This window comes from Streptomyces panacea (genome assembly GCF_040560175.1).
GTDB lineage: Bacteria > Actinomycetota > Actinomycetes > Streptomycetales > Streptomycetaceae > Streptomyces > Streptomyces panacea.
Genome location: NZ_JARJHW010000091.1, coordinates 1 through 21,758, shown reverse-complemented (window position 1 = coordinate 21,758; position 21,758 = coordinate 1). Strand labels below are relative to the sequence as shown.

Genomic DNA, 21,758 nt, shown 5'->3' with positions numbered 1-21,758 from the left:
CGCCGGTCTATTCGTATGATTTGCCTATATTGCCTCGCATGGTGATGAACGCGGTGACCTTGACCACGGAACAGCTCTGGCTGCTGGGCGGCATGGCGCTCGCCCTCGTCGGCGCGGGGGTGGTGGCGGTGGCGGCGGCCCGTGGCCGGGGCCGTGGCTGATCCACGCCGACCGGAACCGTACGTTTGAGCGTTTCCACGACGGGCTAGGTTTCGGCACATGGTCTCCGAGCACGCCGCCCAGGTTCTTGTCGCTTCCAATCGCGGTCCCGTCTCGTACAAGCTCGGCGAGGACGGCGCGCTGACCGCCGGGCGTGGCGGCGGAGGTCTCGTCTCCGGACTCTCGGCCATCGGACCCGACACGAACGCCGTGTGGGTGTGCGCGGCCCTCGGTGACGGCGACCGCGAGGCCGTACGGCGCACCGGCGGCCGGCTGGACACCGCCGACACGGGCGGACAGCGGGTCAGGATGCTCGGCATCCCGCCGGACGTCTACGCGGACGCGTACAACGGCGTCGCGAACTCCACGCTCTGGTTCGTCCACCACCTGCTCTACCAGACACCGCTGGAGCCGGCCTTCGGCACGGAGTTCCGGGAGCAGTGGGCGTCGTACGAGACGTACAACCGCGCTTTCGCGGAGGCCCTGGCCGACGAGGCGGGCGAGGGCGCGGCCGTACTGATCCAGGACTACCACCTGGCCCTGGTGCCCGGGATGCTCCGGGCGCTCCGCCCCGATCTGCGGATCGGGCACTTCTCGCACACGCCGTGGGCCCCGGTCGACTACTTCCGGCTGCTGCCCGACGACATCGCGCGCCAGTTGCTGCGCGGCATCCTCGGCGCCGACCGGGCCGCGTTCCTGACCCACCGGTGGGCCGACGCCTTCACCGCCTGCTGTACGGAACTGCTGGGCGGCACCGGCAAGACGCTGATCGGTGTGCACGGCCTCGGCGCCGACGCGGACTTCCTGCGGGAGCGGGCGAACCGGCCCGACGTGGACGAGCGGCTGGCCGAGCTGCGGGAGCAGATCGGCGAGCACGAGGGGGCGCCCCGCAGGACGATCGTGCGGGTGGACCGCACGGAACTGTCGAAGAACATCGTGCGCGGGATGCTCGCGTACCGGCAGCTGCTGACCGACCGGCCGGAGTGGCGCGAGCGGGTCACGCATGTGGCGTTCGCCTATCCGTCCCGGCAGGACCTCGCGGTCTACCGCGCGTACACGGCGCGGGTGCAGGAGGTGGCCGACGGGATCAACTCCGAGTACGGCACGCCCGGTTGGACGCCCGTGGTGCTGCACGTCAAGGACGACTTCGCACGCTCACTCGCCTCGTACCGCCTCGCGGACGTGGCGCTGGTCAACCCGATCCGCGACGGCATGAACCTGGTCGCGAAGGAGATCCCGGTCCTTTCGGAGAACGGCTGCGCGCTGGTGCTGTCGCGCGAGGCGGGCGCGTACGAGGAGCTGGGCGCGGACGCGCTGGTGGTGAATCCGTACGACGTGACGGCCACGGCGGCGGCGCTGCACGAGGCCCTGACGATGAACGCCGACGACCGTGCGGCCCGCACGAAGCGCCTGGCCGCCGCCGCGACGGCGCTGCCGCCGCAGCGCTGGTTCCTTGACCAGCTGGAGGCGCTGCGCGCGCTGTGAGGGCGCGGGCTCACCAGGCGACGGGGCGGTAGTCCTTGAGCAGTACACCGTGGACCGGGCTGCCCGCCTGGCCCTGCACGATCGGGTGGTAGACGCGCGCCGCGCCGTCCACGACGTCCAGCGGCGGGCGCCAGCCGGTGGCGGCGTGCCGCTCCCTGGCGGGCAGGGGCTTCTCGTCGGTGACCCAGCCGGTGTCGACGCTGCACGCGTGGATGCCACGCGTCGCCAGGTCGGCGGCGCTGGTGCGGGTGAGCATGTTGAGGGCGGCCTTGGCCATGTTGGTGTGCGGGTGGCCGCTCGTCTTCCTGCGGACGGTGAACTGCCCCTCCACGGCTGACACGTTGAGCAGATACCGCCGTCGGTGCGGGGACGCCGTGAGCAGGGGCAGGAGGCGGTCGGCGAGCAGGAACGGGGCCACCGCGTTGACGAGTTGGACCTCCAGCATCTCGGCCGGGTCGATGTCGCCGAGCCGGGCGGTCCAGGAGTTCTCGGCGGCGGTCTCGGTGAGCAGCCCGGCCTCGTCGACGGCCGGCAGTACGTCGGTGGCCGTGGCCCTCGCGCGCGGTACGAGCCCGGCGGCCCAGGAGCGGGCCTCGACCTCGGCGCTCCCCGTGCCGGGGACGGCGAAGTCGGGGGCCGTCCAGACGGCGGGCAGCGCGGCGCGCGCCGGCGCGGCCTCGGCGGCGGCCAGGGCGGAGTAGGCGCGCGGCGAACGGCGCAGTGTCTGGGCCGCGTTGTTGATCAGGATGTCCAACGGTCTTGCCTCGGCCAGCAGATGGTCGGTGAAGGCCAGCACCTGCCGGGGGTCGCGCAGGTCGAGCGCGGCCACGCGCAGCCGGTCCCACCAGTCGGCGGCGTCGGGGGCCGCGGCGAAGCGCCGTACCGCGTCCTGGGGGAAGCGCGTGGTCACCGTGAGGTCGGCGCCGTCGCGCAGCAGCATCAGCGCCAGCTGGTACCCGATCTTGACGCGCCCGCCGGTCAGCAGCGCGCGGTGCCCGGTCAGGTCGGTACGGGCGCCGCGCCGGGCGAGGTTGTCGCGGGCGCAGTCGGGGCAGAGCCGGTGATAGAAGTGGTGGACCCGCCGGTAGTGGTCCTTGCAGACGTAACAGCGCTGTGGATGGTTCAGCTCGCCGGCGCTTCGGTCGCCCCGCGCACCCGGCAGTGGGGATTCGACGGGCAACGGGGCGTCCATCGTCCGCTCCGGCGCGCCCATGACGGTGCCGGCCTGGATCTCGGCGTCCGCCGCCGCGCGGGCTCCGCGCGTGGCGGACCGGCGCTTGCGCCGCCCGTCCCGGTAGAGACCATTCGCCGCCCGCTCCAGCCGCTCGCGCCGGGGATCGTCGATCGACAGCTCCCGCGCCTCACGCAGCAGCTCCAGCGTCGCCCGTATCCGCTCGTCCATCCGGTCGTCGTCCATCGAACCCTCGCCCCCGCTCACACCGAACGACCATGATGCGGGAGCCGAACGCCCGGTGTCGCCCACGTTTCGCCCGGGCCCCGGGACGCCCGGTGCCCGTCCGGCGGTGCGGGCGGACGGCGCTACTTTGAAGACCCGGCCTAGAGCCGGTCCGCCACCGACGCGAGGAAGCCGGTCAGCGCCCCCGGGCCCGGCAGCACCAAGTCGGCCTTCTCGGCGAGTTCGGGGACCTCTCCCGTACCGCTGCACAGCAGCAGGCCCGGACGGCCGTTCGCGCGCAGGGAGTTGACCGCCGCGAAGGCCGGGAGGTCGCCCAGGTCGTCGCCGCCGTAGACGACCGTCTCGGCGCCGACCTCGCGGACGTACTCCTCCAGGGCCACGCCCTTGTCCATCCCCGGCGGGCGCAACTCCAGGACGAGGCGGCCCGGTTCGAGCATCAGGCCGTGCCGGGCCGCCAGGTCGGCGAGGGGCTCGCGCAGGGCGTCGAAGGCGCCCTGCGGGTCCGCGGCGCGGCGGGTGTGGACGGCGACCGCCTGGCCCTTCTCCTCGATCCATGTACCGCGCCAGGACTCGAACCGTTCGAGGAGTCGGGGGAGTTCGGCGCGGGCGTCCGCGACTCCGGGGTGCGGGGCCGGGGTGCGTACGGTGCCGCTGACCGCGTCCCAGCGTTCGGCGCCGTAGTGGCCGAGCACGACGAGGTGTTCCAGGCCGGGTACGCCGGCGAAGCCGCCGTACCGCACCGCGACACCGGCCGGGCGGCCGGTGATCACCGCGACGGACGCGACGTGCGGGGCGAGGGCGACGAGCGCGGGGACCGCGCCGGGGTGCGCGCGGGCCTGTTCGGGGTCGGGGACGATCTCGGCGAGCGTGCCGTCGAAGTCGAGCGCGACGACGGCTTTCCCGGGCCGGGCGAGAAGCGCGGCCAGGCCGTCGGCGCCGGCGGAGGTGACGGGGGTCGGCAGGGGGTTCGCGTGGCTGCCCATGCTCCGACCCTATCCGCGTCACGCCCCTGGGGCCCGTCGTTCGGGGACGGCGCGAGGATCCGCTCAGCGGCGGGCGCGGCGGGAGTCCCTGATCCGGCGCAGGCGGTTGACCGTCACCGGGTCGTGCGCCAGGGCCAGCGGGTCGTCGATGAGCGCGCGCAGCAGCTGGTAGTAGCGGGTCGGCGAGATGCCCAGCTGCTCCCGTATGACGCGCTCCTTGGCGCCGGGGCCCGGCCATGAGCGCCGTTCCACGGCGAGGACGGCGCGGTCCCGCTCGGTCAGTTCCGACCGTACGGCGGGACCGCGCTCCTCGTGCGGCGCGTCTTCGGGTGCGGTCATAGGGCTGACACGCTACTCGGCGTTCTCCGCCGTCGTCGCGTCCCGGCCGATCCTCGCCAGGATCTCCGCCGGCACCGCGCCGGGCTGCACCGCCTTGCCGACGTTCTTCTTGATGTCGTCGCTGACACCCGCCCACGACGTCTTGCCGAACGGGTACAGCTCGGCGGTCGGCAGCGCCTCCAGGAACTGGCGCAGCTCCTTGTGCTCGTCGTCCGCCACCATCGTCTCGGAGGCGCTGTAGGTGACCGGCAGAAGGTCGTACTGCCCGACGAAGTCCATGACGTTCTTGTCCTCGAAGGTGAAGTCGAGGAATTTGCCCGCCTGTTCGCGGTGGCCGGGCTGCTTGAAGGCCATGATCCAGTCGGCGACACCCATCGTCGCCTTGGACTTGCCGTTGATACCGGGCAGCGGCACCATCCCCAGCTCGATGCCGGCCTTCTCGGCCTCCTGCATCATCGTCGGGTGCCCGTTGAGCATGCCGACCTCGCCGCCCGTGAACGCCTTGAAGGCGTCGGCGCGGTCCAGTTCACCGGGCGGTACGGGGCCGGTGAGGCCCTTGCCGACCAGCTCCTTCTGGAGCCATTCGAAGGTCTTGATGTTCGTGTCCGAGTCGACCGCGTACGAGCCGTCGACCGCGTCCGTGTAGGCGCCGCCACCGCTGAGCATCCACATCATGGTCTCGGCCTGCGCCTCCTCGGCGCCGAGCGGGAGGGCGAACGGGGTCGGTACGTCCTGCGCCTTGAGCGCCTCGGCGTCCGACTTGATGTCGTCCCAGTCCTTCGGCGCGTCGAGACCGGCCGCCGCGAAGAGGCCCTTGTTGTAGAAGAGCAGCCGCGTGCTCGCGACGAACGGCATGCCGTACTGGGTCTGGTCGACCTTTCCGGCGTCGCCGAAGCGGGAGAGGAAGTTCGCCTGCGTGGGGATGGAGAGCAGCTCGTCCGCGCTGTACAGCTCCTTCGTCTTCACGTAGTCGGCGTAGGCGCCGATCTGCGCGATGTCGGGCGCCTCGCCGTCCCTGACCATCTTCGCCACGTCGGCGTCGACGGTCTTCCAGGAACGGACGTCGATGTCGACCTTGATGCCCGGGTTCTTGGACTCGAACTCCTTGGCCAGGCTGTTCCAGTACTTCTCCGAGCCGTTGGCGGCACTGTTGCCGTAATCCGCCGCCACGACTTTCAGGGTGACGTCACCTGATCCGCTGGAGCTGCCGCAGCCGCTCAGCGCCATCGTCATGCCCAGTGCGGCTATCGCCGCGGTATGCCCCAGGAAGCGCTGCTGCACAGCTCTTTTCCCACCCTTGTATTCGCTCGGCCGTCTCTACGGCGTTTTCCGTCCCAGTCGGTCCCCAGTCGGCACCCGTCGGTCCCCCGCGGCGTCCTGCGTAGACGAGCAGCGATTTTCCACCATGCGCTGTCGGCGGTCTACAGCGGCCCTGTATCGCTTCGGCAACTTCCCGTTACCCAGAGGTTTGGCGAAGGCTTTGTATGGGCTGGCAACAATCCCGCACAGTGGACTAGACCTTTCTTGGGTTTTCACGCGAGAATGAACTTGTGAGACACGTCATCGCCCTGGATGTGGGCGGCACCGGTATGAAGGCCGCCCTGGTCGGGACCGACGGCGCGCTGCTGTACGAAGCGCGCCGGGCCACCGGCAGGGAGCGCGGCCCCGACACGACCGTCGAGACCATCCTCGGCTTCGCGGCGGATCTGCGCGCCTACGGCATCGAGCACTTCGGCGAGAGCGCGGTCGCCGCCGGGGTCGCGGTACCGGGCATCGTCGACGCCGAACGCGGGATCGCGCTGTACTCGGCGAACCTCGGCTGGCGCGACGTACCGCTGCGGGAGCTGCTCGGCGCGCGGCTCGGCGGCGTACCGGTCGCGCTCGGGCACGACGTACGCACCGGTGGACTCGCCGAGGGGCGGATCGGCGCGGGCAGAGGCGCGGACCGGTTCTTCTTCGTACCGCTGGGCACCGGCATAGCGGGCGCCATCGGTATCGACGGCGTCGTCGAGGCCGGCGCGCACGGCTACGCGGGTGAGATCGGGCACGTCGTGGTCCGGCCCGACGGACCCCTGTGCAACTGCGGGCAGACCGGCTGTCTGGAGACGCTCGCGTCGGCGGCGGCCGTGACCCGGGCGTGGGCGGCGGCGAGCGGCGATCCCGAGGCGGACGCGGCCGACTGCGCGAAGGCCGTCGCGTCGGGCGACCCGAGGGCCGAGGCGGTCTGGGCGAACGCGGTCGACGCGCTCGCCGCCGGGCTCGTCACCGCGCTCACGCTGCTCGACCCCCGAAGGCTGATCATCGGTGGCGGTCTCGCCGAGGCCGGGGAAACGTTGTTCACACCCCTGAGGGCCGCGGTCGAGGAGCGGATCACGTTCCAGAAGCTGCCCGAGATCGTCCCGGCGGCCCTCGGGGACACCGCCGGATGCCTGGGCGCGGGGCTGCTCGCCTGGGATCTTCTCTCCACGGAGGTATCCGCCTGATGGCCGCACGCGCCGCAAGTACGGTTCTCACCGGTGCCCGGGTGGTGCTGCCGACCGGGGTGGTGGAGAACGGCCGGGTCAGGGTCGAGGCGGGCCGGATCGCCTCCGTGGGCGCCTCCGTCGAGGGAGAGGCGGTCGAGCTCACCTTCGGCACCGACACCGACACCGACACCGGCTCCGGCGGCGATTCCAGCGCCGAGACGCTCGACCTGACCGGCCACTGGCTGGTGCCCGGCTTCGTGGACATGCACAACCACGGCGGCGGCGGCGCGTCCTTCACCTCGGGCGGCGTGGACGAGGTGCTCAAGGGCGTCCGTACGCACCAGGAGCACGGCACCACCACGCTCGTCGCCTCCACGGTCACCGGCGAGATGGACTTCCTCGCCCAGCGCGCCGGTTTCCTCTCCGAGTTGGTCGAGCAGGGCGACCTGGCCGGCGTCCACTTCGAGGGCCCGTTCATCTCACCGTGCCGCAAGGGCGCCCACAGCGAGGCGCTGCTGCGCGACCCGGACCCGGCCGAGGTGCGCAAGCTCCTCGACGCGGCCCGTGGCACGGCGAGGATGGTGACCCTCGCCACCGAACTGCCGGGCGGCATCGACTCCGTACGACTGCTGGTCGAGCACGGCGTGATCGCCGCGATCGGGCACACCGACGCGACGTACGAGCAGACCGTCGAGGCCATCGACGCGGGCGCGACCGTCGCGACGCACCTGTTCAACGCGATGCCGCCGCTCGGCCACCGCGCGCCGGGGCCGATCGCCGCGCTGCTGGGGGACGAGCGGATCACCGTCGAGCTGATCAACGACGGCACGCATCTGCATCCGGCGGCGCTGGAGCTGGCGTTCCACCGCGCGGGCGCGGACCGGGTCGCCTTCATCACGGACGCGATGGACGCGGCCGGTTTCGGCGACGGCGTCTACCAACTCGGCCCGCTGGAGGTCGAGGTCAAGGACGGCGTCGCACGGCTGGCGGTGGGCGGCTCGATCGCGGGCTCCACGCTCACCCTGGACACGGCCTTCAGACGCGCGGCGACGATCGACCGCCTCCCGGTGACCGACATCGTGCGCGCGATCTCCGCGAATCCGGCGAAGCTGCTGGGCGTCTACGACCGGGTGGGCTCCCTGGAGCCGGGCAAGGACGCGGACCTGGTGATCCTGGACGCGGACTTCGCGGTGGTCGGCGTCCTGCGCCGGGGCGCATGGGTGGTCAGGCCCCAACTGGGCTGAGGGGTCGGCGGGTTGCTCGGATCGTTGGGGTGGTGACGCGCTCGGCGCCGGGCGGCCGGAGGACGGCCGGGGGCCGCTCCCTGGGCCGCCCGCTCCACGTTTGGCATGATCAGGGCCGGTACGGAGCGGGCCGCGTGGGCCCGCTCCCCCGTCAGACGGCCCCGAGGGAGGCGGCACGGCGCATGATTCTCACCGTCACTCTCAACACCGCCCTCGACATCACCTACCGCACCCCCACCCTGATCCCGCATGCCACCAACCGCGTCGCCGAGGTCACCGAACGGCCCGGCGGCAAGGGAGTCAACGTCGCCCGGGTGCTGGCTGCGCTCGGGCACGAGACGGTGGTGACCGGGTTCGCCGGCGGGCGGACCGGGGACGCGCTGCGCGAACTGCTCGCCGCCGAGAGGCCGGTGGACGCGCTCGTGGCCGTCGCGGGCACCACCCGCCGCACCATCGCCGTCGTGGACGAGGCGAGCGGCGACACGACGCAGCTGAACGAGCCCGGCCCGATCGTCACGGCCGCCGAGTGGGCCGCGTTCCTCGCCTCCTACGAAGGGCTCGCCGCGCGCGCGGACGCCGTGGCGCTGTGCGGCAGCCTGCCGCCCGGCATCCACGTGGGCGCGTACGCGGAGCTCGTACGCCTCGCGCGGGCCGCGGGCCGGCCCGTCCTGCTCGACACCAGCGGCGAACCGCTGCGCCGGGGCATCGCCGCCCGGCCCGATCTCGTGAAGCCCAACGCCGACGAACTCACGCAGCTCACCGGCACCCGCGAGCCGCTGCGCGCGACCCGGGACGCGCGCGGGCGCGGTGCGCGCGCGGTGGTCGCCTCGCTCGGCGCCGCCGGGATGCTCGCCGCGACCCCGGACGGGTCGTGGCGGGCCGCCCCGCCGAGGGCCGTACGGGGCAATCCGACGGGCGCGGGCGACTCGGCGGTGGCCGGGCTGCTGTCGGGGCTCGTGGAGCGGCTGCCGTGGCCCGAGAGGCTCGCGAGGGCGGTCGCGCTGGCCACGGCGACGGTCCTGGCGCCCGCGGCGGGCGAGTTCGACCGGCAGGCGTACGCGGAGCTGCTGCCACAGGTCACCGTGACGGAACAGTCAGACAGTTGAAGCAGTCGGAACAGGGGTCACATGCCACTCGTCAGCACCGGTGAACTCGTCTCAGCCGCGACGGCCGCGGGACACGGCATCGCCGCCTTCAACGTCATCACCCTGGAGCACGCCGAAGCCATCGCCGCCGGCGCCGAACAGGCGGGCCGCCCCGCGATCCTCCAGATCTCCGAGAACGCCGTGAAGTTCCACGGCGGCCGGCTCACGGCCGTCGCCGCCGCCACCGCCGCCGTGGCCCGCGCGTCCGGCGCTCCGCTCGCGCTCCACCTCGACCACGTCGAATCGCCCGACCTGCTGCGCGCCGCCGACGGGGAGGGCTTCAGCTCGGTGATGTTCGACGCGTCGAGACTGGCCTACGACGCGAACGTCGCCGCCACCGCCGACGCCGTCGCCTGGGGCCACGCGCGCGGCATCTGGATCGAGGCCGAACTCGGCAAGGTCGGCGGCAAGGACGGCGAACCGCCCCTCGGCGCCCACGCCCCCGGTGTCCGTACGGACCCGGCCGAGGCGATCTCCTACGTAGGCGCCACCGGCGTCGACGCGCTGGCCGTCGCCGTCGGCTCCTCGCACGCGATGACCGACCGCACCGCCGCCCTGGACCACGAACTGATCGGCGCGCTGCGCCGGGCCGTCCCCGTACCGCTGGTGCTGCACGGCTCCTCCGGCGTCCCGGACGCGGAGATCCGGCAGGCCGTCGCGGCGGGCATGGTCAAGATCAATGTCGGTACGGCCCTGAACACGGCGTTCACCGGCGCCGCCCGCGCCTACCTGGCGGCCGACCCGGAGACGGTCGACCCCCGGAAATACCTCGTCCCGGCTCGCGAGGCGATGACCGGGACGGTGGCGGCGTTCCTGAAGGTGATCAGCGGCTGAGGGACCGCTCGGGTAGGCGAGGGAAGGCGGGAAAGGCGGCGAAAGGAGTGTGAAGGGCGGTCAGCCCTTCGCCCTGCCCTTCTCCAGCGACACCTGGTCGAGAATGGCCTCGCACTGATCGCCCGCCTCGCACGAGAGCTTCATCGTGTTGCTGCCCTTGCTGAGGTTGACGTAGGCGAAGGTGGTGGTCCAGCCCTTCTCCCAGTCACCCTCTTTCGCCTTGGCGAAATTCGCCATGTTCACCGATCGCGGCGTCTCGCCGTTGATCGTGAGCGACGTCTTGGCGTCCTTGCCCGGTACGCCGTAGGTGATGAACAGCGTGTAATCACCGGCTTCCGGCAGGTCGACCGTCCAACTCGCGGACCCGCCGGGCCCGTTGAACATCACGTACGCGCCGTCCGCGCCCTTGGCACCCTTGATGTCCTTCGCCAGCACCGCGGGCGCCCCGAGCTGGAGCGTCGCCGCGTCCTGCTTCGGAAGCTCGACCGGCTTGTCACCGCCGGGGTCCTTGCCGGTGTCCTCGCTCGGGGCCGCCGACTCGCCCGTGGTCGGACCGTCCGTGGGGCCGCCGTCCGCGTTCTTGGTGTCGTCACCATTGTTGAGCAGCGCGGCCGTGATTCCGATCACGACGACCGCCACGACGGCGACAGCTCCGATCAGCAGGCCCTTCGTGTTGGGTCCGCCGCCGTTGCCGCGCCCGCCACCGCCGCCCCGCTGGGCGGGAACCGTGCGGGTGGTGGCACCGCCGGTCTCGGGGGCCGCGTAGCGCGCGTCGGGGGACTGACCGTAGGGGGCCTGGCCGTGCGGCGCCTGCTGGCCGTACTGCTGCTGGCCTCCGTACTGAGGCTGCTGCCCGTAGGGCTGCTGCTGCGGGACCTGGCCGTACTGGCGCTCGCCGACGGTCCTGACCTGGTTGTACGACGTTCTCGGCACACCGGGCTGGGAAGCTGGACCGGGGTAGCCGTAGCCGCCGCGCCGGGCCTGCGCACCGTTCGCGGCCGTCTGTCCGTCCTCGTACAGATAGCCGAACGGATCGTCGTCCTCGGGCGTACTCGCGCCGTTGTTCCCGGCCGTCATCCCTGGGTCACTCCTTACCATCTCGCCAGCGTCGCCGACCGGCCGAGCCTACCTCGATTGGGCAAGCATACGGACGGGCCTTGACTGGAGTGGGCGGATGCCCCATCCGCCGATGAACATCCGTGGACATCGGGGATCCGCCGTACAGAGAGATGGGACACGGCGGGCCCGGCGACCCCGGTACAGCGACGACGTTATCCCGCCCGGCGCTGGACCGTTTTCCGCGAACGCTTCTCGATGTACATCCGCTGGTCCGCGGATTTGAGCACTTCCTCGACCGTCATTCCGCAACTGGCCCAGCCGATTCCGAAGCTGGCACCCACGCGGACCGCCCTGCCGTCCACCCTGATGGGCGGGATGATCGCGTTCCGCAGTCGAACCGCCAGGTCAGCGGCGTCCGTAGCACCGAGGCCGTCGGCCAGGACGACGAATTCGTCGCCACCGAGGCGGGCGACGGTGTCGCCGTCGCGCACACCGGTGTTGAGCCTGCGGGCGACTTCGATGAGGACGGCGTCACCGGTGTTATGGCCGAAACGGTCATTGATCGACTTGAAACCGTCGAGGTCGCAGAAGAGGACGGCGAGGCCCTTGCTCCCGTCGTCGGGGTCGGCGCCCGGCGCGACGGTGTGCACGTGGTGGTCGAGGGGCGCGACGGCGGAGGACGCGTCGAAGCCGTCTCCGTGGAAGGCGCGCTCGCCGGCTGGGTCCCCGTACGGCTCGTAGGGCGGCTCGTAAGGCTCATAGGGCTCGTACGGCTCGTAGCCGGGGGAGCTGGGCACGGGCGCGTACGCGGCGCCACTGGTCCCGTTGTAGCCGGGCGGCCCCTGGCCGTACGGGACGACGCCGCCGTAACCGCCTTCGTCGTAGGTGCCGTTCCCGGCGCCGCCGTTGCCCGCGCCGCCGCCGTACTCGCCCTCGTATCCGCCGAACGCCTTGTCCACGGCCTGTACGGCCGTCTCCCGCACCGAGATCGCGTTGGGGCGCTCGCAGAGGCGGGCGCTGAGGCGGGAGCGCAACTCGGCGCTGTTGGGCAGGCCGGTCAGGGAGTCGTGCGAGGCGCGGTGCGCGAGCTGGAGCTCGTTGCGCTTGCGCTCCTCGATGTCCTCGACATGGGTGAGGAGGAAGCGGGGCCCGTCGGTGGTGTCGGCGACGACGGAGTTGCGCAGCGACACCCATACATAGCTGTTGTCCCGCCGCGCCAGCCGCAGTTCGGCGCGACCGCCCTCGGCCGAGGTGCGCAACAGCGTGCCGATGTCCTCGGGGTGGACGAGGTCGGAGAAGGAGTAGCGGCGGATCACGGAGGCGGACCGGCCGAGCAGCCGGCACAGCGCGTCGTTCGTCCGCAGCAGCCTGCCGTGCTGGTCCCCGCCCATCTCGGCGATGGCCATCCCGCTGGGCGCGTACTCGAACGCCTGCCGGAAGGACTCCTCACTGGCCCGCAGCGCCTGCTGCTCGCGCTCCAGCCGGACCAGTGCGCGCTGCATGTTTGCTCTGAGGCGGGCGTTGCTTATCGCAATGGCGGCCTGGGAGGCGTACATCTGGAGCGCTTCACGCCCCCAGGGGCCCGGACGGCGCCCGCCACGCGGTCGGTCGACGGATATGACCCCGAGGAGCTCGCGTCCGCCCCCAGGGGCGTACATCGGGGCGTAGAGGCGGTCCTGGGGGTGCCACTCGTCCTCGAAGCGCGGATCGGGTCCCTCGGTGTACCACTGCGGGACGTCGTCCTCCAGCAGGATCCAGCCCTCGGTGTGGGGTATGTACCGCAGCTCACCCCAGGTCTCGCCCATGCTGAGCCGGCGTTCCCAGGAGGCGCGCGCGCCGACGCGTCCGGTGATCAGTGCTTCGGCGGCGGCGTTGCCCGAGAAGGCGGCGACGACCAGGTCACCGTCGGGCTGTACGAGATTGACGCAGGCCAGCTCGTAGCCGAGACCCTTGACTATGCCGTCGGCAACTGTCTGCAACGTGTCGGCCAGGCTGCGCGCGGTGTTGAGCTCGCCGACAACGTCGTGCAGCTGCCGCAGGGTCGCAAGGCGGACGTACGGCTCCGACTCGGTCTCCATCGTTCGCTCTCCCCGAGACCTCGACAGCAACTCCAGAATTCTTATCGGCTCGCTTGGTGCGGTATCCCGGCCACTGAATCACAGCGAGCTGTGCACTCGGTACACAGGGTCAACAATTCCTCGGCCCTGTGAGTCAAGTCACATAAGGGGAGGAAGGGTTGGGCGGGGGCGTGGGAGCGCTCTCCAGCTTTCATGAACGCAAATATCGAGGTCGGAGTCGTTCGACAGGGGGCGCGCGACGGGGCGCACTGCCAGCGCACACTCCGGCGTACGGCCTGCCGCGAGGCCGGTGGGGCGTCCGCACCGGCCCTTCGGACCCGCTGGACCTAGGTCCCGGCTGGTCCTGTGGCCCGATGCGGACGCCCCGCCGCCGGAGCTAGCGTGGACGCCGTGCTGCAGAAGACAACCGCCCCGCGTACCGAGGCCGTCCCTCCCGAGGCCGTCCCCCATCCTGAGGGAGTGAGTAACGACGAGTTCCGTGCCGCGCTCTCCCGGCTGGCCGCCGGGGTGGTGCTGGTCACCGCGCACGACCCGGACGACGGCCCGAAGGGCGCGGACGCGGGGATGACGGCCACGGCCTTCATGTCCGTGTCCCTGGACCCACCTCTGGTGGTGGTGAGCCTGCGCACCGGATCCCGGATGGACGACCTGCTGGACGAGCAGCCGCTGTGGGCGGCGTCGATGCTCTCCGAGAACCAGTTGCAGATCGCGGGGCGCTTCTCCATGAAGGGCCGGATCAGCGACCGGCTGCTCTTCGAGGACGTGTCGTACCGGCGCGGCGAGCTGAGCGGGGCGCCGTTGATCGACGGCGCGCTGACGGTGCTGGAGTGCCGTACGGAGCAGCGGATCGTGACCGGCGACCACACGCTGGTCGTGGGGCGGGTGCTGACGGCGGCCGTGCCGGGCGGCTCGGGGGACGTGGGGCCGCTGACGTACTTCCGGGGGAAATACCGGCAGTTGGGGCAGAGCTGAGCGGCCGGAACTGAGCGGCGGCGGCTGGGCCTGAGCGGCAGCGGCCGGGCCGGCCCGGGCCGGCTGTCGGGCCGGGCCGGCCGTCGGAGCTGGACCGTCGGAGCTCGGCCGGGCTACGACCAGTCGCGGCCGTTGCGCCCGCGCTTGGTCTCCGCGCGCTGCTTCTTCTGCCGCAGCCTGCGCTCGTTGATGCCCCGTGGGATCTTCGTGGCCCGGCGCGGTCGCGGCGGCGGAGCCGTCGCCTCGGCGAGGAGCGAGGCCATCCGGACCAGGGCCGTCTCGCGGTTGCGCCACTGTGAACGGTGTTCGGACGACCGTACGGTCACGACACCGCCCACCAGCCGGCTCCCGAGCCGCTCCAGCGCCCGCTCCTTCCACACCGGAGGCAGCGCCTCCGTCCTGCCGAGGTCGAAGCGGAGCTCCACCTGCGAGTCGCTGGTGTTGACGTGCTGTCCGCCGGGGCCCGATGAACGCGAGAAACGCCACATGAGCTCGGCCTCCGGAAGGGAGACGGAGCCGCGAATGACGTGCGTGGACCCGGACATGTGTCCATCGTCCCGTGTCCGCACAGACAAATCAAAGGCGTTAAGGAACCTCTGAGTCCTCTGTCTGCGTTATGCCGGGTGACGGTAGCTTCGGAAGCCGATCGAAGCCCGCACACGAAGCTCGTAGCAACGAAAGGGACCATCCCCATGGCTGTAAGCCTGTCCAAGGGCGGCAACGTCTCGCTCACCAAGGAGGCGCCGGGCCTGACAGCTGTCACGGTCGGCCTCGGTTGGGACGTCCGCTCCACCACCGGCACGGACTTCGACCTCGACGCCTCGGCGATCGCGGTCAACGCGGGTGGAAAGGTTGTCTCCGACAGCCACTTCATCTTCTTCAACAACAAGTCGACGCCGGACCAGACCATCGTCCACACCGGTGACAACCGCACCGGTGAGGGCGCTGGCGACGACGAGGCGATCAACGTCAACCTGGCGGGCCTGCCCGCCGACGTCGACAAGATCGTCTTCCCCGTCTCCATCTACGACGCGGAGACCCGCAGCCAGAACTTCGGCCAGGTCCGCAACGCGTACATCCGCATCGTGAACCAGGCGGGTGGCACCGAGATCGCGCGCTACGACCTGAGCGAGGACGCCGCCACCGAGACCGCGATGGTCTTCGGCGAGCTGTACCGCAACGGCGCCGAGTGGAAGTTCCGCGCGGTCGGCCAGGGTTACGCCTCGGGCCTCGTGGGCATCGCCACGGACTTCGGCGTCAACCTCTGAGTCACTGACTCTCCGGGTCACTGACCGAACGAGTGCGAGGGGCCTCCGGCTGCGGCCGGGGGCCTTTGGCGTATGCGGTGGACTCGGCGTGCGGTCGGCGCGCGGTGGACTCGGCGCGCGCGCTCACGCGTCCGGTGGCGGCGGCTTCTCGGAGCCGTACAGCCAGGCGTCCCAGAGCGCCGTCAGATCGCGGTCCGTACGCCGCTGCGCGAAGGCGGTGAAGTCGGCCGTGGACGCGTTGCCATGCCGGTGCGCCCGCGTCCAGCCGCGTACGAGCGCGAAGAACGCGTCGTCGCCGACCGCCAGCCGGAGCTGATGGAGCACCATGGCGCCGCGCCCGTACACCGGCCGCGCGGAGATGTCGGCGGCGGTGGGCGGTTCGGCCGGCGGAAAGGCCCAGTTCTCGTCGTCCGCGTACGCCCGGTCGAAGGCGCGCCGCGCCGGCACGCCGTCCATGGACTCGGCCCAGAGCCACTCCGCGTACTCGGCGAAGCCCTCGCTGAGCCACATGTCCCGCCAGGACTTGGGGGTCACGGAGTTGCCGAACCACTGGTGGGCCAGTTCGTGGACGAGGATCCCGGTGCCGCCGGGGCCGGGCAGGAAGGGCCTGTTCTGGGTCTCCAGGTTGTAGTCGGCGTCGCCGGGCCGTCCGATGATCACTCCGGTGGACGAGAAGGGATACGGCCCGAAGGTCTTCTCGCCCCACTTCATGACGGCGGGGATCCGTGCGAGCAGACCCGCGCTGTCGGCGGCCACGGTCGGATCGACGGCGGTATGGACGGGGATGCCGCCCGTGGAACCGGTGGGGCCCGTGGAGCCCCGCGAGGTCTTGGTCCGGTATGCGGTCCGGTAGGGGCCGACGGCGACCGTCGCGAGATAGCTGGCCATCGGTTCGGCGCAGTGCCAGCCGAAGGCGGTACGGCCGCCGGCCGTCCGCTCGCTCGTCAACTCACCGTTGGAGATGGCCTGTCGGCCCTCCGGGACGGTGATCCGGATGTCGTACGCCGCCTTGTCGCTCGGATGGTGATTGCCGGGGAACCAGGCCATCGAACCGGTCGGCTGGCCCAGCGCGACGGAACGCTCCCCCGATCTGAGCCAGCCCTCCCTCGTCCTGTCGGCGCCGGTCAGGGTCCGGGGGACGCCGGAGTAGCGGACGACCGTACGGAAGGTGGCCCCGCGCCCGATGTCCGCGCGTGGCCGGAGCGTCAGCTCCGTACCCGCGCGCCGTACGCCGGCCCGCGCGCCGTCGACGGTCACCCGGCCGACGGTCAGACCGGCGAGGTCGAGGTTGAACGTGCTGAGCGCGTGCGTGGCGCGGGCGGTGATCTCGGCGGTGGCGTCGAGGCGGCCGGTGGCGGGGGCGTAGTCGAGAGTCAGGCCGTAGTGCGTGACGTCGTAGCCGCCGTTGCCGAGATGCGGGAAGTACGGGTCACCGAGGCCGGCGGCGCCCGGGGTGCCGGGGGCACCACCCCGCTCGTCCCCTCCCGCGCAGCCCGTGAGGCCCGCGAGTCCACCCAGGCCGCCGAGGATCACGATCAGGAGGGCGGCGGTGGAGGAGGCCACCCTGGTACGGGGCGGGCTCCGGTGCTGGTGGGCGCGAAGGGGGTTCCGGTGCGGTCTCTGGCGCTGGTGCACGCGGTGATCGTAGGCCGCGCCCGGCCCGCTCCCCGGCGGGCGGAAACTCGTCCGCGCGGCGCCGTGACACCATCAGTCGCGTGCTTGACATCGGCTACTCCCTCTCCCGTCGTTTTCCCGATCCCCCGCAGACCGACTACCGCCTCGCCGACGTCCGGGCCCTGCGGCACGATCTGTTCTGCGGCGACGTGTACCTCGCCGACACCAAGGCCGACCGCGAGGTGTCCACGGGCTGGGGATGGGTGCCGGTGCTGGACTTCGCCTGGGCGCTGTGCGACATCGTGGAGCAGGTCGACCGCGACCCGCGCGGCAGCCGGTCGGCCAACAGGCAGTACGCCGAGCTGGACTTCACCGAGTCGACGGACCGCATGCTCTTCGAGCGGCGCTTCGGCTGGGTGGACGTGACCGCCGACTGGATGCCGGCCGACGAGGCACCGCTCACCTTCGGCCACCGGCTGCTGCGCCGCGAGTCGCGCGACTTCCTGCACGACCTGCTGGCCGATCTCGGGGACATGCACGAGGGCCTGATGGACAACCCGATGATCTGGGATATCCAAGCCCGCTTCCCTCGCGTCTGAGCAACCGCCCCCGCCCGGCCGCGACCCGTCCGACCTGCTACGACGTGAGCCGACATCGCCCCACGTGAGATGAGATGAGCGAATCCTCGCGTCCCTGTCGGTTGTTTTCGGATTGGCAGGAGTACATGCGTGGGAGCCGGGCAGACGCACCTCTGCCGGGACGCCACCAGGAACCAACGCCAGGTTCACCCCCCACATGGCTGAGCCCCCGGAGCACATTGAAGGCCCCGACCCACCCCCCACGGTCGGGGTCTTCCGCTTCTCCGGCTCCCCCGTTCCGGCCGGACAGCCCTTAGGGCGCGTCCTCCACCCGTACGCCGATCTGCGCCGCGAACGCGGGCGCCAGATCGAGCAGTTGCGCCGTACTGATCACCGCCCCCGCCAGCCGGTCGATCCCGCGCGCGATGCCCAGCTCGGCGACGGTCCGCAGATCGACGTCCTTCATCCGTACGCCACTGAAGTCCGCTTCCTTCAGGACACAGTCACGGAACTCGACGCGATCCAGCTCCGCTCCCCCGAAGTCCGGTTCGGCGAGGACGCAGCCCTCGAACACCACGTCCTTCAGCTTCGCCTTCCGCAGATTCAGATAGTCGATCTTGCCGCCCCGGATCAGCACCCGCTCGAACACCGCGCCGTGCAGCTGCACCCCGCCCAGCCGCGCGTCCACCACCTCGACGTCGCGCAGCGACGCGCCGCCGAGATCCGTCCCCACCCCCCGGATGCCCTCAAGGACGCAGTCGATGAAGCGGGCCCGGCCCAGATCCGTCCGGTCGAGCCCGCACTCGCGCAGCGCGCAGTCGATGAACCGGGCCCCCGGGCCCTCCTGGTCGGCCAGATCAAGTCCGCCGAACTCCTGCCCGTCGTACTCCCCGTCGGGCTCCAGCTCCCCCTCGTACGGCACCAGCGGTGGCAGCCGCACCTCCGGCCGCCGCGCCGCCACACTCCTACGGGCCGTTCCCGAACTGCCCGACTTGCCTGTCGTTGTCCTGCGAACCATTCCCCCATCGTGACGCACACCACTGACAACGCCCCGAAATCCCGGCGCCCCCTGTCACAAACCGCTCCCCCGTTCAGTCAACTACTCGGAGACCTCCGCGCAGCGCGACCGTGAACGAGCGAAACGAGCGAAGGGGCAACAGCCATGGACCACATCACCGTCGTCGGCGGCGGCTTCGCCGGACTCACCGCGGCCATCTCGGCGGCCGAGTCGGGCGCCAGGGTGACCGTCTTCGAGGCCCACCACACCTTCGGCGGGCGGGCCCGTACCTCCGAAGGGCCGTACCGCGCCAACGAGGGTCCGCACGTCTTCTACCATCGCGGCCCGCACTGGGCCTGGCTCCGGCAGCGCGATCTTCTGGGCCCGATGGCGCGCGTACCGGCCGTCGAGGGCGCCCGTCTGCGCTTCCACCGCGACGGCGCCCTCCGTAAGACCCCGCCCTTCGGGCTGCTCAAGGCGAGCCGCAGCAGGGCCGAACGGGCGCCCGTGGACGTCGACTTCCACACCTGGGCCACCGAGCGGCACGGCCACGACGCGGCCGTCGCCGCCGCCCGTTACTCCGCCGTCGCCCTCTTCCACCACGACCCCGGCTCGCTCTCCGCCGCCTTCGTCCAGGAACGGCTCCGGCGCGCCGCCACCGTCCCGCCGGAGGCCCACACCGCGATCGGCGGCTGGAGCCAGGTCATCGAGCGAATGCTCGAGCGGGCCTGGAATCTGGGCGTACGGGTGGAGACCGTCGCCCGTGTCGACACCCTCCCCGAGGACGGGCCGGTGATCGTCGCGACGTCGCTCGCCGCGGCCCGGCCGCTGCTCGGTGACGACGGCCTGCGGTGGGAGAGCGGGCGCACCGCGCTGCTGGACCTCGCGCTGACCACGCGCAAGGGCGACCCGTTCGTCATCTGCGATCTCGACGCGCCGGGCTGGCTGGAGCGGTTCACCGCCGTGGACCCCACGCTCGCGCCGGCCGGTGAGCAGTTGCTCCAGGGCCAGTTCCCGGTCGCTCCCGGCGAGTCCGGGACCGTGGGCGTCGCGCGCGCGGAAGCCCTGCTCGACCTGGGCTTCCCCGACTGGCGTGCACGGGCGGTGTGGCGGCGCCAGTCGCTCGCCGTCGGGCGTACGGGAGCGGTCGACCCGCCCGGCACCACCTGGCGTGACCGGCCGCGCATCGACCGGGGCGACGGCGTCTATCTCGTCGGTGACCAGGTCGCGGCGCCGGGCGTCCTGTCCGAGGTGTCGTTCAACAGCGCCATCGAGGCCGCCTCGCTCGCACTGCGGCGAATCGACGCCGTACGGCTCCGGAACTCCGCTTGACCTCAAGTCCGCTTGAGGTCGGAGGCTGGCTTCCGTACCCGCCACCGGGACCCGACTCCGGGCACGTCGCACCGGGCGCGCCACACGCGAACGCCACGCAGGGGAGCGCGAGGCGGCCGACGCGAGGCAGCCGAACGCGCCGCACCGGAACGCCACGCACCCGGACACCACGAGGGAGCCAGCCATGCACGCCATCCGCCTCCACGCCTTCGGGCCCGCCGAGAATCTCGTCCACGAGCAGACCGACGACCCCGTCCCCGGCCCCGGCCAGGTCCGGATCGCCGTCGCCGCAGCCGGGGTCCACCTCCTCGACACCGCCCTGCGCGAGGGCATGACGGGGCCGTATCCCGCGCCCGTCGAACTGCCCACCATCCCCGGCCGCGAGGTCGCGGGCACGGTCGACGCGCTCGGCGATGGCACCGACCCGAGCTGGCTCGGCAAGCAGGTCGTCACCCATCTGGGCATGGCCCCCGGCGGTTACGCGGAACTCGCCGTCGCTGATGCCGCCAAGCTCCACGAGATCCCCGACAACCTCGACGCCGCCGAGGCCGTCGCCATGATCGGCACCGGCCGCACCACCATGGGCATCGTCCAGTTCACCACCCTCGGCCCCGCGGACGTCGCGATCGTCCCCGCCGCCGCGGGCGGCATCGGCACCCTCCTCGTCCAGTACGCGAAGAACCTCGGCGCCACGGTCGTCGGCCTCGCCGGCGGCCCCGCCAAGGTCGCGCGCGTCAGTGAGAACGGCGCCGACCTCGCCGTCGACTACACACTGCCCGACTGGCCCGAGACGGTCCGCGCCCACCTCGCGGGCCGCCCCGCCACCGTCGTCTTCGACTCCGTCGGCGGCGACACCGGCCGCGCCGCCGTCGACCTCCTCGGCAAGGGCGGAAAGCACATCGTCTTCGGCTGGTCCGGCGAGGGCCTGCACGACGGGGAGCCGCTGAGCTACCCGGAGGAGGAGCAGGCGGCGCGCGGCTTCACCTCCGAGGGCGTCCTCGGTCCCGTGATGATCCAGAAGGCGGGCGGCACCGTACGCGTATTGGAGGACCGCGCCCTGGCCGAGGCGGCGGCGGGCCGCCTCCGCCCCGCCGTACAGCGCTTCCCCCTCGCCGACGCGGCCCGCGCGCACCGCGCGATGGAGACGCGCGGCACGATGGGCAAGGTCGTCCTGGAGCCGCCGCTCAACCGCCCCGGCGTCTGAGGACACAGGAGTCGGACGGGAATCGGACCGCGATCAGGCCGACGAGGGACCCGGAGCCGCCAGCCGCCCGGCCAACCGGTCGAGCCCGCCCCTGATCAACTGCCCGTACCCGTCGTCGCCCAGCGTCCCCACCGCGTCGAGCCCGCGTGCCAGCTGCTCCCGGGCCAGCTCCGACTCGCCGAGCCGCCGGTACACATCGCCCAGGTTGAGGTGCAGCGACGGGTAGAACGCGGCCACGGGGCTCGCCACCCCCGCGCGCCGCGCCCGCTCGTCCGAGACCAGGTCCGCCGCCGCCAACGCCCGCAGGTCCCAGACCAGTTCCTCCCGCGGATCGTCCTGGACATCGGCCATGGAGTGGGCCAGCGCGCATATGTGGAACGGGTCGCCGTCCACGCCCAGCCGGTCCCAGACACCGGCGAACACCCGCCGGGCGGCGTCCCTTTCGCCGCACTGACCCAGCTCCATGCCACGACCTATCTCGGCCATCACCGGATCGGGCTGTCGGCTCGTCTCGGCCACGGTCTCGGACACTCGGTCCCCCCAGAAAGTCGGCGTCATCCGCACTCGTCACCGACCGTAGCGGCA

21 protein-coding genes are annotated in these 21,758 nt (G+C 71.9%); 11 read left to right on the top strand and 10 right to left on the bottom strand.

The features are described 5' to 3' along the window. Window positions 1-38: 38 nt before the first annotated feature. Together P3L51_RS21400 and P3L51_RS21395 are read left to right on the top strand one after the other, a co-directional pair. Window positions 39-161: a hypothetical protein gene (locus P3L51_RS21400; protein WP_354606884.1), complete on the top strand. Its 123-nt coding sequence runs from the start codon at window positions 39-41 to the stop codon at window positions 159-161. Between the two features lie 58 nt (window positions 162-219). Next, entirely contained in the window at window positions 220-1,644 is a 1,425-nt protein-coding gene (locus P3L51_RS21395) for an alpha,alpha-trehalose-phosphate synthase (UDP-forming) (protein WP_354606883.1), read from the top strand. 10 nt (window positions 1,645-1,654) lie between these two features. On the opposite strand, the gene P3L51_RS21390 is transcribed toward P3L51_RS21395, so the two are convergent. The 4 genes from P3L51_RS21390 to P3L51_RS21375 form a co-directional block, all read right to left on the bottom strand. Next, entirely contained in the window at window positions 1,655-3,061 is a 1,407-nt protein-coding gene (locus P3L51_RS21390) for an SDR family NAD(P)-dependent oxidoreductase (protein ID WP_435594493.1), read from the bottom strand. Between the two features lie 140 nt (window positions 3,062-3,201). Further along, a complete protein-coding gene (gene otsB, locus P3L51_RS21385; RefSeq protein WP_354606882.1) occupies window positions 3,202-4,044 on the bottom strand; it encodes a trehalose-phosphatase in 843 nt (280 codons plus the stop codon). A gap of 63 nt (window positions 4,045-4,107) precedes the next feature. Continuing rightward, window positions 4,108-4,383 carry a DUF3263 domain-containing protein gene (locus P3L51_RS21380; protein ID WP_354606881.1) on the bottom strand — a complete coding sequence of 92 codons (276 nt, stop codon included), beginning with the start codon at window positions 4,381-4,383 and terminating at the stop codon, window positions 4,108-4,110. A gap of 12 nt (window positions 4,384-4,395) precedes the next feature. Then, window positions 4,396-5,664 (bottom strand): ABC transporter substrate-binding protein, encoded by a 1,269-nt coding sequence (locus P3L51_RS21375; RefSeq protein ID WP_494338544.1) that lies wholly within the window; start codon window positions 5,662-5,664, stop codon window positions 4,396-4,398. Window positions 5,665-5,972: 308 nt separating this feature from the next. Between P3L51_RS21375 and P3L51_RS21370 the strand changes: the two genes are divergently transcribed. The 4 genes from P3L51_RS21370 (at window position 5,973) to P3L51_RS21355 (ending at window position 10,071) form a co-directional block, all read left to right on the top strand. Next, window positions 5,973-6,866, top strand: coding sequence for an ROK family protein (locus P3L51_RS21370; protein WP_435594492.1), 894 nt, complete (start codon window positions 5,973-5,975; stop codon window positions 6,864-6,866). After that, entirely contained in the window at window positions 6,866-8,092 is a 1,227-nt protein-coding gene (gene nagA / locus P3L51_RS21365) for an N-acetylglucosamine-6-phosphate deacetylase (protein ID WP_354606879.1), read from the top strand. Before P3L51_RS21370 ends, nagA begins: the two co-directional genes overlap by 1 nt. 182 nt (window positions 8,093-8,274) lie before the next feature. Next, a complete protein-coding gene (locus P3L51_RS21360) occupies window positions 8,275-9,198 on the top strand; it encodes a 1-phosphofructokinase family hexose kinase (RefSeq protein ID WP_354606878.1) in 924 nt (307 codons plus the stop codon). 21 nt (window positions 9,199-9,219) lie between these two features. Then, on the top strand, window positions 9,220-10,071 hold the full coding sequence (locus tag P3L51_RS21355) for a class II fructose-bisphosphate aldolase (protein ID WP_354606877.1): 852 nt from the start codon (window positions 9,220-9,222) through the stop codon (window positions 10,069-10,071). A 60-nt stretch (window positions 10,072-10,131) separates the two neighbouring features. On the opposite strand, the gene P3L51_RS21350 is transcribed toward P3L51_RS21355, so the two are convergent. Both P3L51_RS21350 and cdgB read right to left on the bottom strand, forming a co-directional pair. Beyond that, window positions 10,132-11,148 (bottom strand): carbohydrate-binding protein, encoded by a 1,017-nt coding sequence (locus P3L51_RS21350; RefSeq protein WP_354606876.1) that lies wholly within the window; start codon window positions 11,146-11,148, stop codon window positions 10,132-10,134. Window positions 11,149-11,342: 194 nt separating this feature from the next. Continuing rightward, window positions 11,343-13,208, bottom strand: coding sequence for a diguanylate cyclase CdgB (cdgB, locus tag P3L51_RS21345; protein WP_354606875.1), 1,866 nt, complete (start codon window positions 13,206-13,208; stop codon window positions 11,343-11,345). A gap of 390 nt (window positions 13,209-13,598) precedes the next feature. On the opposite strand from cdgB, the gene P3L51_RS21340 reads away from it, so the two are divergent. Then, entirely contained in the window at window positions 13,599-14,180 is a 582-nt protein-coding gene (locus P3L51_RS21340) for a flavin reductase family protein (protein ID WP_354606874.1), read from the top strand. A gap of 113 nt (window positions 14,181-14,293) precedes the next feature. On the opposite strand, the gene arfB is transcribed toward P3L51_RS21340, so the two are convergent. Then, window positions 14,294-14,725, bottom strand: coding sequence for an alternative ribosome rescue aminoacyl-tRNA hydrolase ArfB (arfB, locus tag P3L51_RS21335; RefSeq protein WP_354606873.1), 432 nt, complete (start codon window positions 14,723-14,725; stop codon window positions 14,294-14,296). A gap of 147 nt (window positions 14,726-14,872) precedes the next feature. Here arfB and P3L51_RS21330 point away from each other — a divergent pair, with 147 nt between their 5' ends. Next, on the top strand, window positions 14,873-15,448 hold the full coding sequence (locus P3L51_RS21330) for a TerD family protein (RefSeq protein ID WP_354606872.1): 576 nt from the start codon (window positions 14,873-14,875) through the stop codon (window positions 15,446-15,448). A gap of 123 nt (window positions 15,449-15,571) precedes the next feature. Here the strand turns inward: P3L51_RS21330 and P3L51_RS21325 are convergent, their stop codons facing one another. After that, window positions 15,572-17,083 (bottom strand): M1 family metallopeptidase, encoded by a 1,512-nt coding sequence (locus P3L51_RS21325; protein ID WP_435594491.1) that lies wholly within the window; start codon window positions 17,081-17,083, stop codon window positions 15,572-15,574. A gap of 80 nt (window positions 17,084-17,163) precedes the next feature. Here P3L51_RS21325 and P3L51_RS21320 point away from each other — a divergent pair, with 80 nt between their 5' ends. Then, window positions 17,164-17,661: a hypothetical protein gene (locus tag P3L51_RS21320; protein ID WP_354606871.1), complete on the top strand. Its 498-nt coding sequence runs from the start codon at window positions 17,164-17,166 to the stop codon at window positions 17,659-17,661. Between the two features lie 292 nt (window positions 17,662-17,953). Here P3L51_RS21320 and P3L51_RS21315 read toward each other — a convergent pair whose 3' ends face one another. Beyond that, window positions 17,954-18,658 carry a pentapeptide repeat-containing protein gene (locus P3L51_RS21315; protein WP_354606870.1) on the bottom strand — a complete coding sequence of 235 codons (705 nt, stop codon included), beginning with the start codon at window positions 18,656-18,658 and terminating at the stop codon, window positions 17,954-17,956. Window positions 18,659-18,802: 144 nt separating this feature from the next. On the opposite strand from P3L51_RS21315, the gene P3L51_RS21310 reads away from it, so the two are divergent. Both P3L51_RS21310 and P3L51_RS21305 read left to right on the top strand, forming a co-directional pair. Further along, entirely contained in the window at window positions 18,803-19,969 is a 1,167-nt protein-coding gene (locus P3L51_RS21310; protein ID WP_354606869.1) for an NAD(P)-binding protein, read from the top strand. A 184-nt stretch (window positions 19,970-20,153) separates the two neighbouring features. Continuing rightward, the gene (locus tag P3L51_RS21305) at window positions 20,154-21,173 is read left to right on the top strand and encodes a zinc-binding dehydrogenase (protein WP_354606868.1); all 1,020 of its coding nucleotides are present in this window, start codon (window positions 20,154-20,156) and stop codon (window positions 21,171-21,173) included. Between the two features lie 33 nt (window positions 21,174-21,206). Here P3L51_RS21305 and P3L51_RS21300 read toward each other — a convergent pair whose 3' ends face one another. Beyond that, on the bottom strand, window positions 21,207-21,704 hold the full coding sequence (locus tag P3L51_RS21300) for a hypothetical protein (RefSeq protein ID WP_354606867.1): 498 nt from the start codon (window positions 21,702-21,704) through the stop codon (window positions 21,207-21,209). Between the last annotated feature and the right edge of the window lie 54 nt (window positions 21,705-21,758).

Bases quoted from the DNA above. Each gene is read 5' to 3' on its own strand.
- P3L51_RS21390 (WP_435594493.1), bottom strand. From the start codon at position 3,061: ATGGACGACGACCGGATGGACGAGCGGATACGGGCGACGCTGGAGCTG.
- P3L51_RS21400 (WP_354606884.1), top strand. From the start codon at position 39: ATGGTGATGAACGCGGTGACCTTGACCACGGAACAGCTCTGGCTGCTG.
- P3L51_RS21360 (WP_354606878.1), top strand. From the start codon at position 8,275: ATGATTCTCACCGTCACTCTCAACACCGCCCTCGACATCACCTACCGC.
- P3L51_RS21350 (WP_354606876.1), bottom strand. From the start codon at position 11,148: ATGACGGCCGGGAACAACGGCGCGAGTACGCCCGAGGACGACGATCCG.
- P3L51_RS21380 (WP_354606881.1), bottom strand. From the start codon at position 4,383: ATGACCGCACCCGAAGACGCGCCGCACGAGGAGCGCGGTCCCGCCGTA.
- P3L51_RS21315 (WP_354606870.1), bottom strand. From the start codon at position 18,658: ATGGTTCGCAGGACAACGACAGGCAAGTCGGGCAGTTCGGGAACGGCC.
- P3L51_RS21370 (WP_435594492.1), top strand. From the start codon at position 5,973: ATGAAGGCCGCCCTGGTCGGGACCGACGGCGCGCTGCTGTACGAAGCG.
- P3L51_RS21355 (WP_354606877.1), top strand. From the start codon at position 9,220: ATGCCACTCGTCAGCACCGGTGAACTCGTCTCAGCCGCGACGGCCGCG.
- P3L51_RS21330 (WP_354606872.1), top strand. From the start codon at position 14,873: ATGGCTGTAAGCCTGTCCAAGGGCGGCAACGTCTCGCTCACCAAGGAG.
- cdgB (WP_354606875.1), bottom strand. From the start codon at position 13,208: ATGGAGACCGAGTCGGAGCCGTACGTCCGCCTTGCGACCCTGCGGCAG.
- otsB (WP_354606882.1), bottom strand. From the start codon at position 4,044: ATGGGCAGCCACGCGAACCCCCTGCCGACCCCCGTCACCTCCGCCGGC.
- nagA (WP_354606879.1), top strand. From the start codon at position 6,866: ATGGCCGCACGCGCCGCAAGTACGGTTCTCACCGGTGCCCGGGTGGTG.
- P3L51_RS21305 (WP_354606868.1), top strand. From the start codon at position 20,154: ATGCACGCCATCCGCCTCCACGCCTTCGGGCCCGCCGAGAATCTCGTC.
- P3L51_RS21395 (WP_354606883.1), top strand. From the start codon at position 220: ATGGTCTCCGAGCACGCCGCCCAGGTTCTTGTCGCTTCCAATCGCGGT.
- arfB (WP_354606873.1), bottom strand. From the start codon at position 14,725: ATGTCCGGGTCCACGCACGTCATTCGCGGCTCCGTCTCCCTTCCGGAG.
- P3L51_RS21310 (WP_354606869.1), top strand. From the start codon at position 18,803: ATGGACCACATCACCGTCGTCGGCGGCGGCTTCGCCGGACTCACCGCG.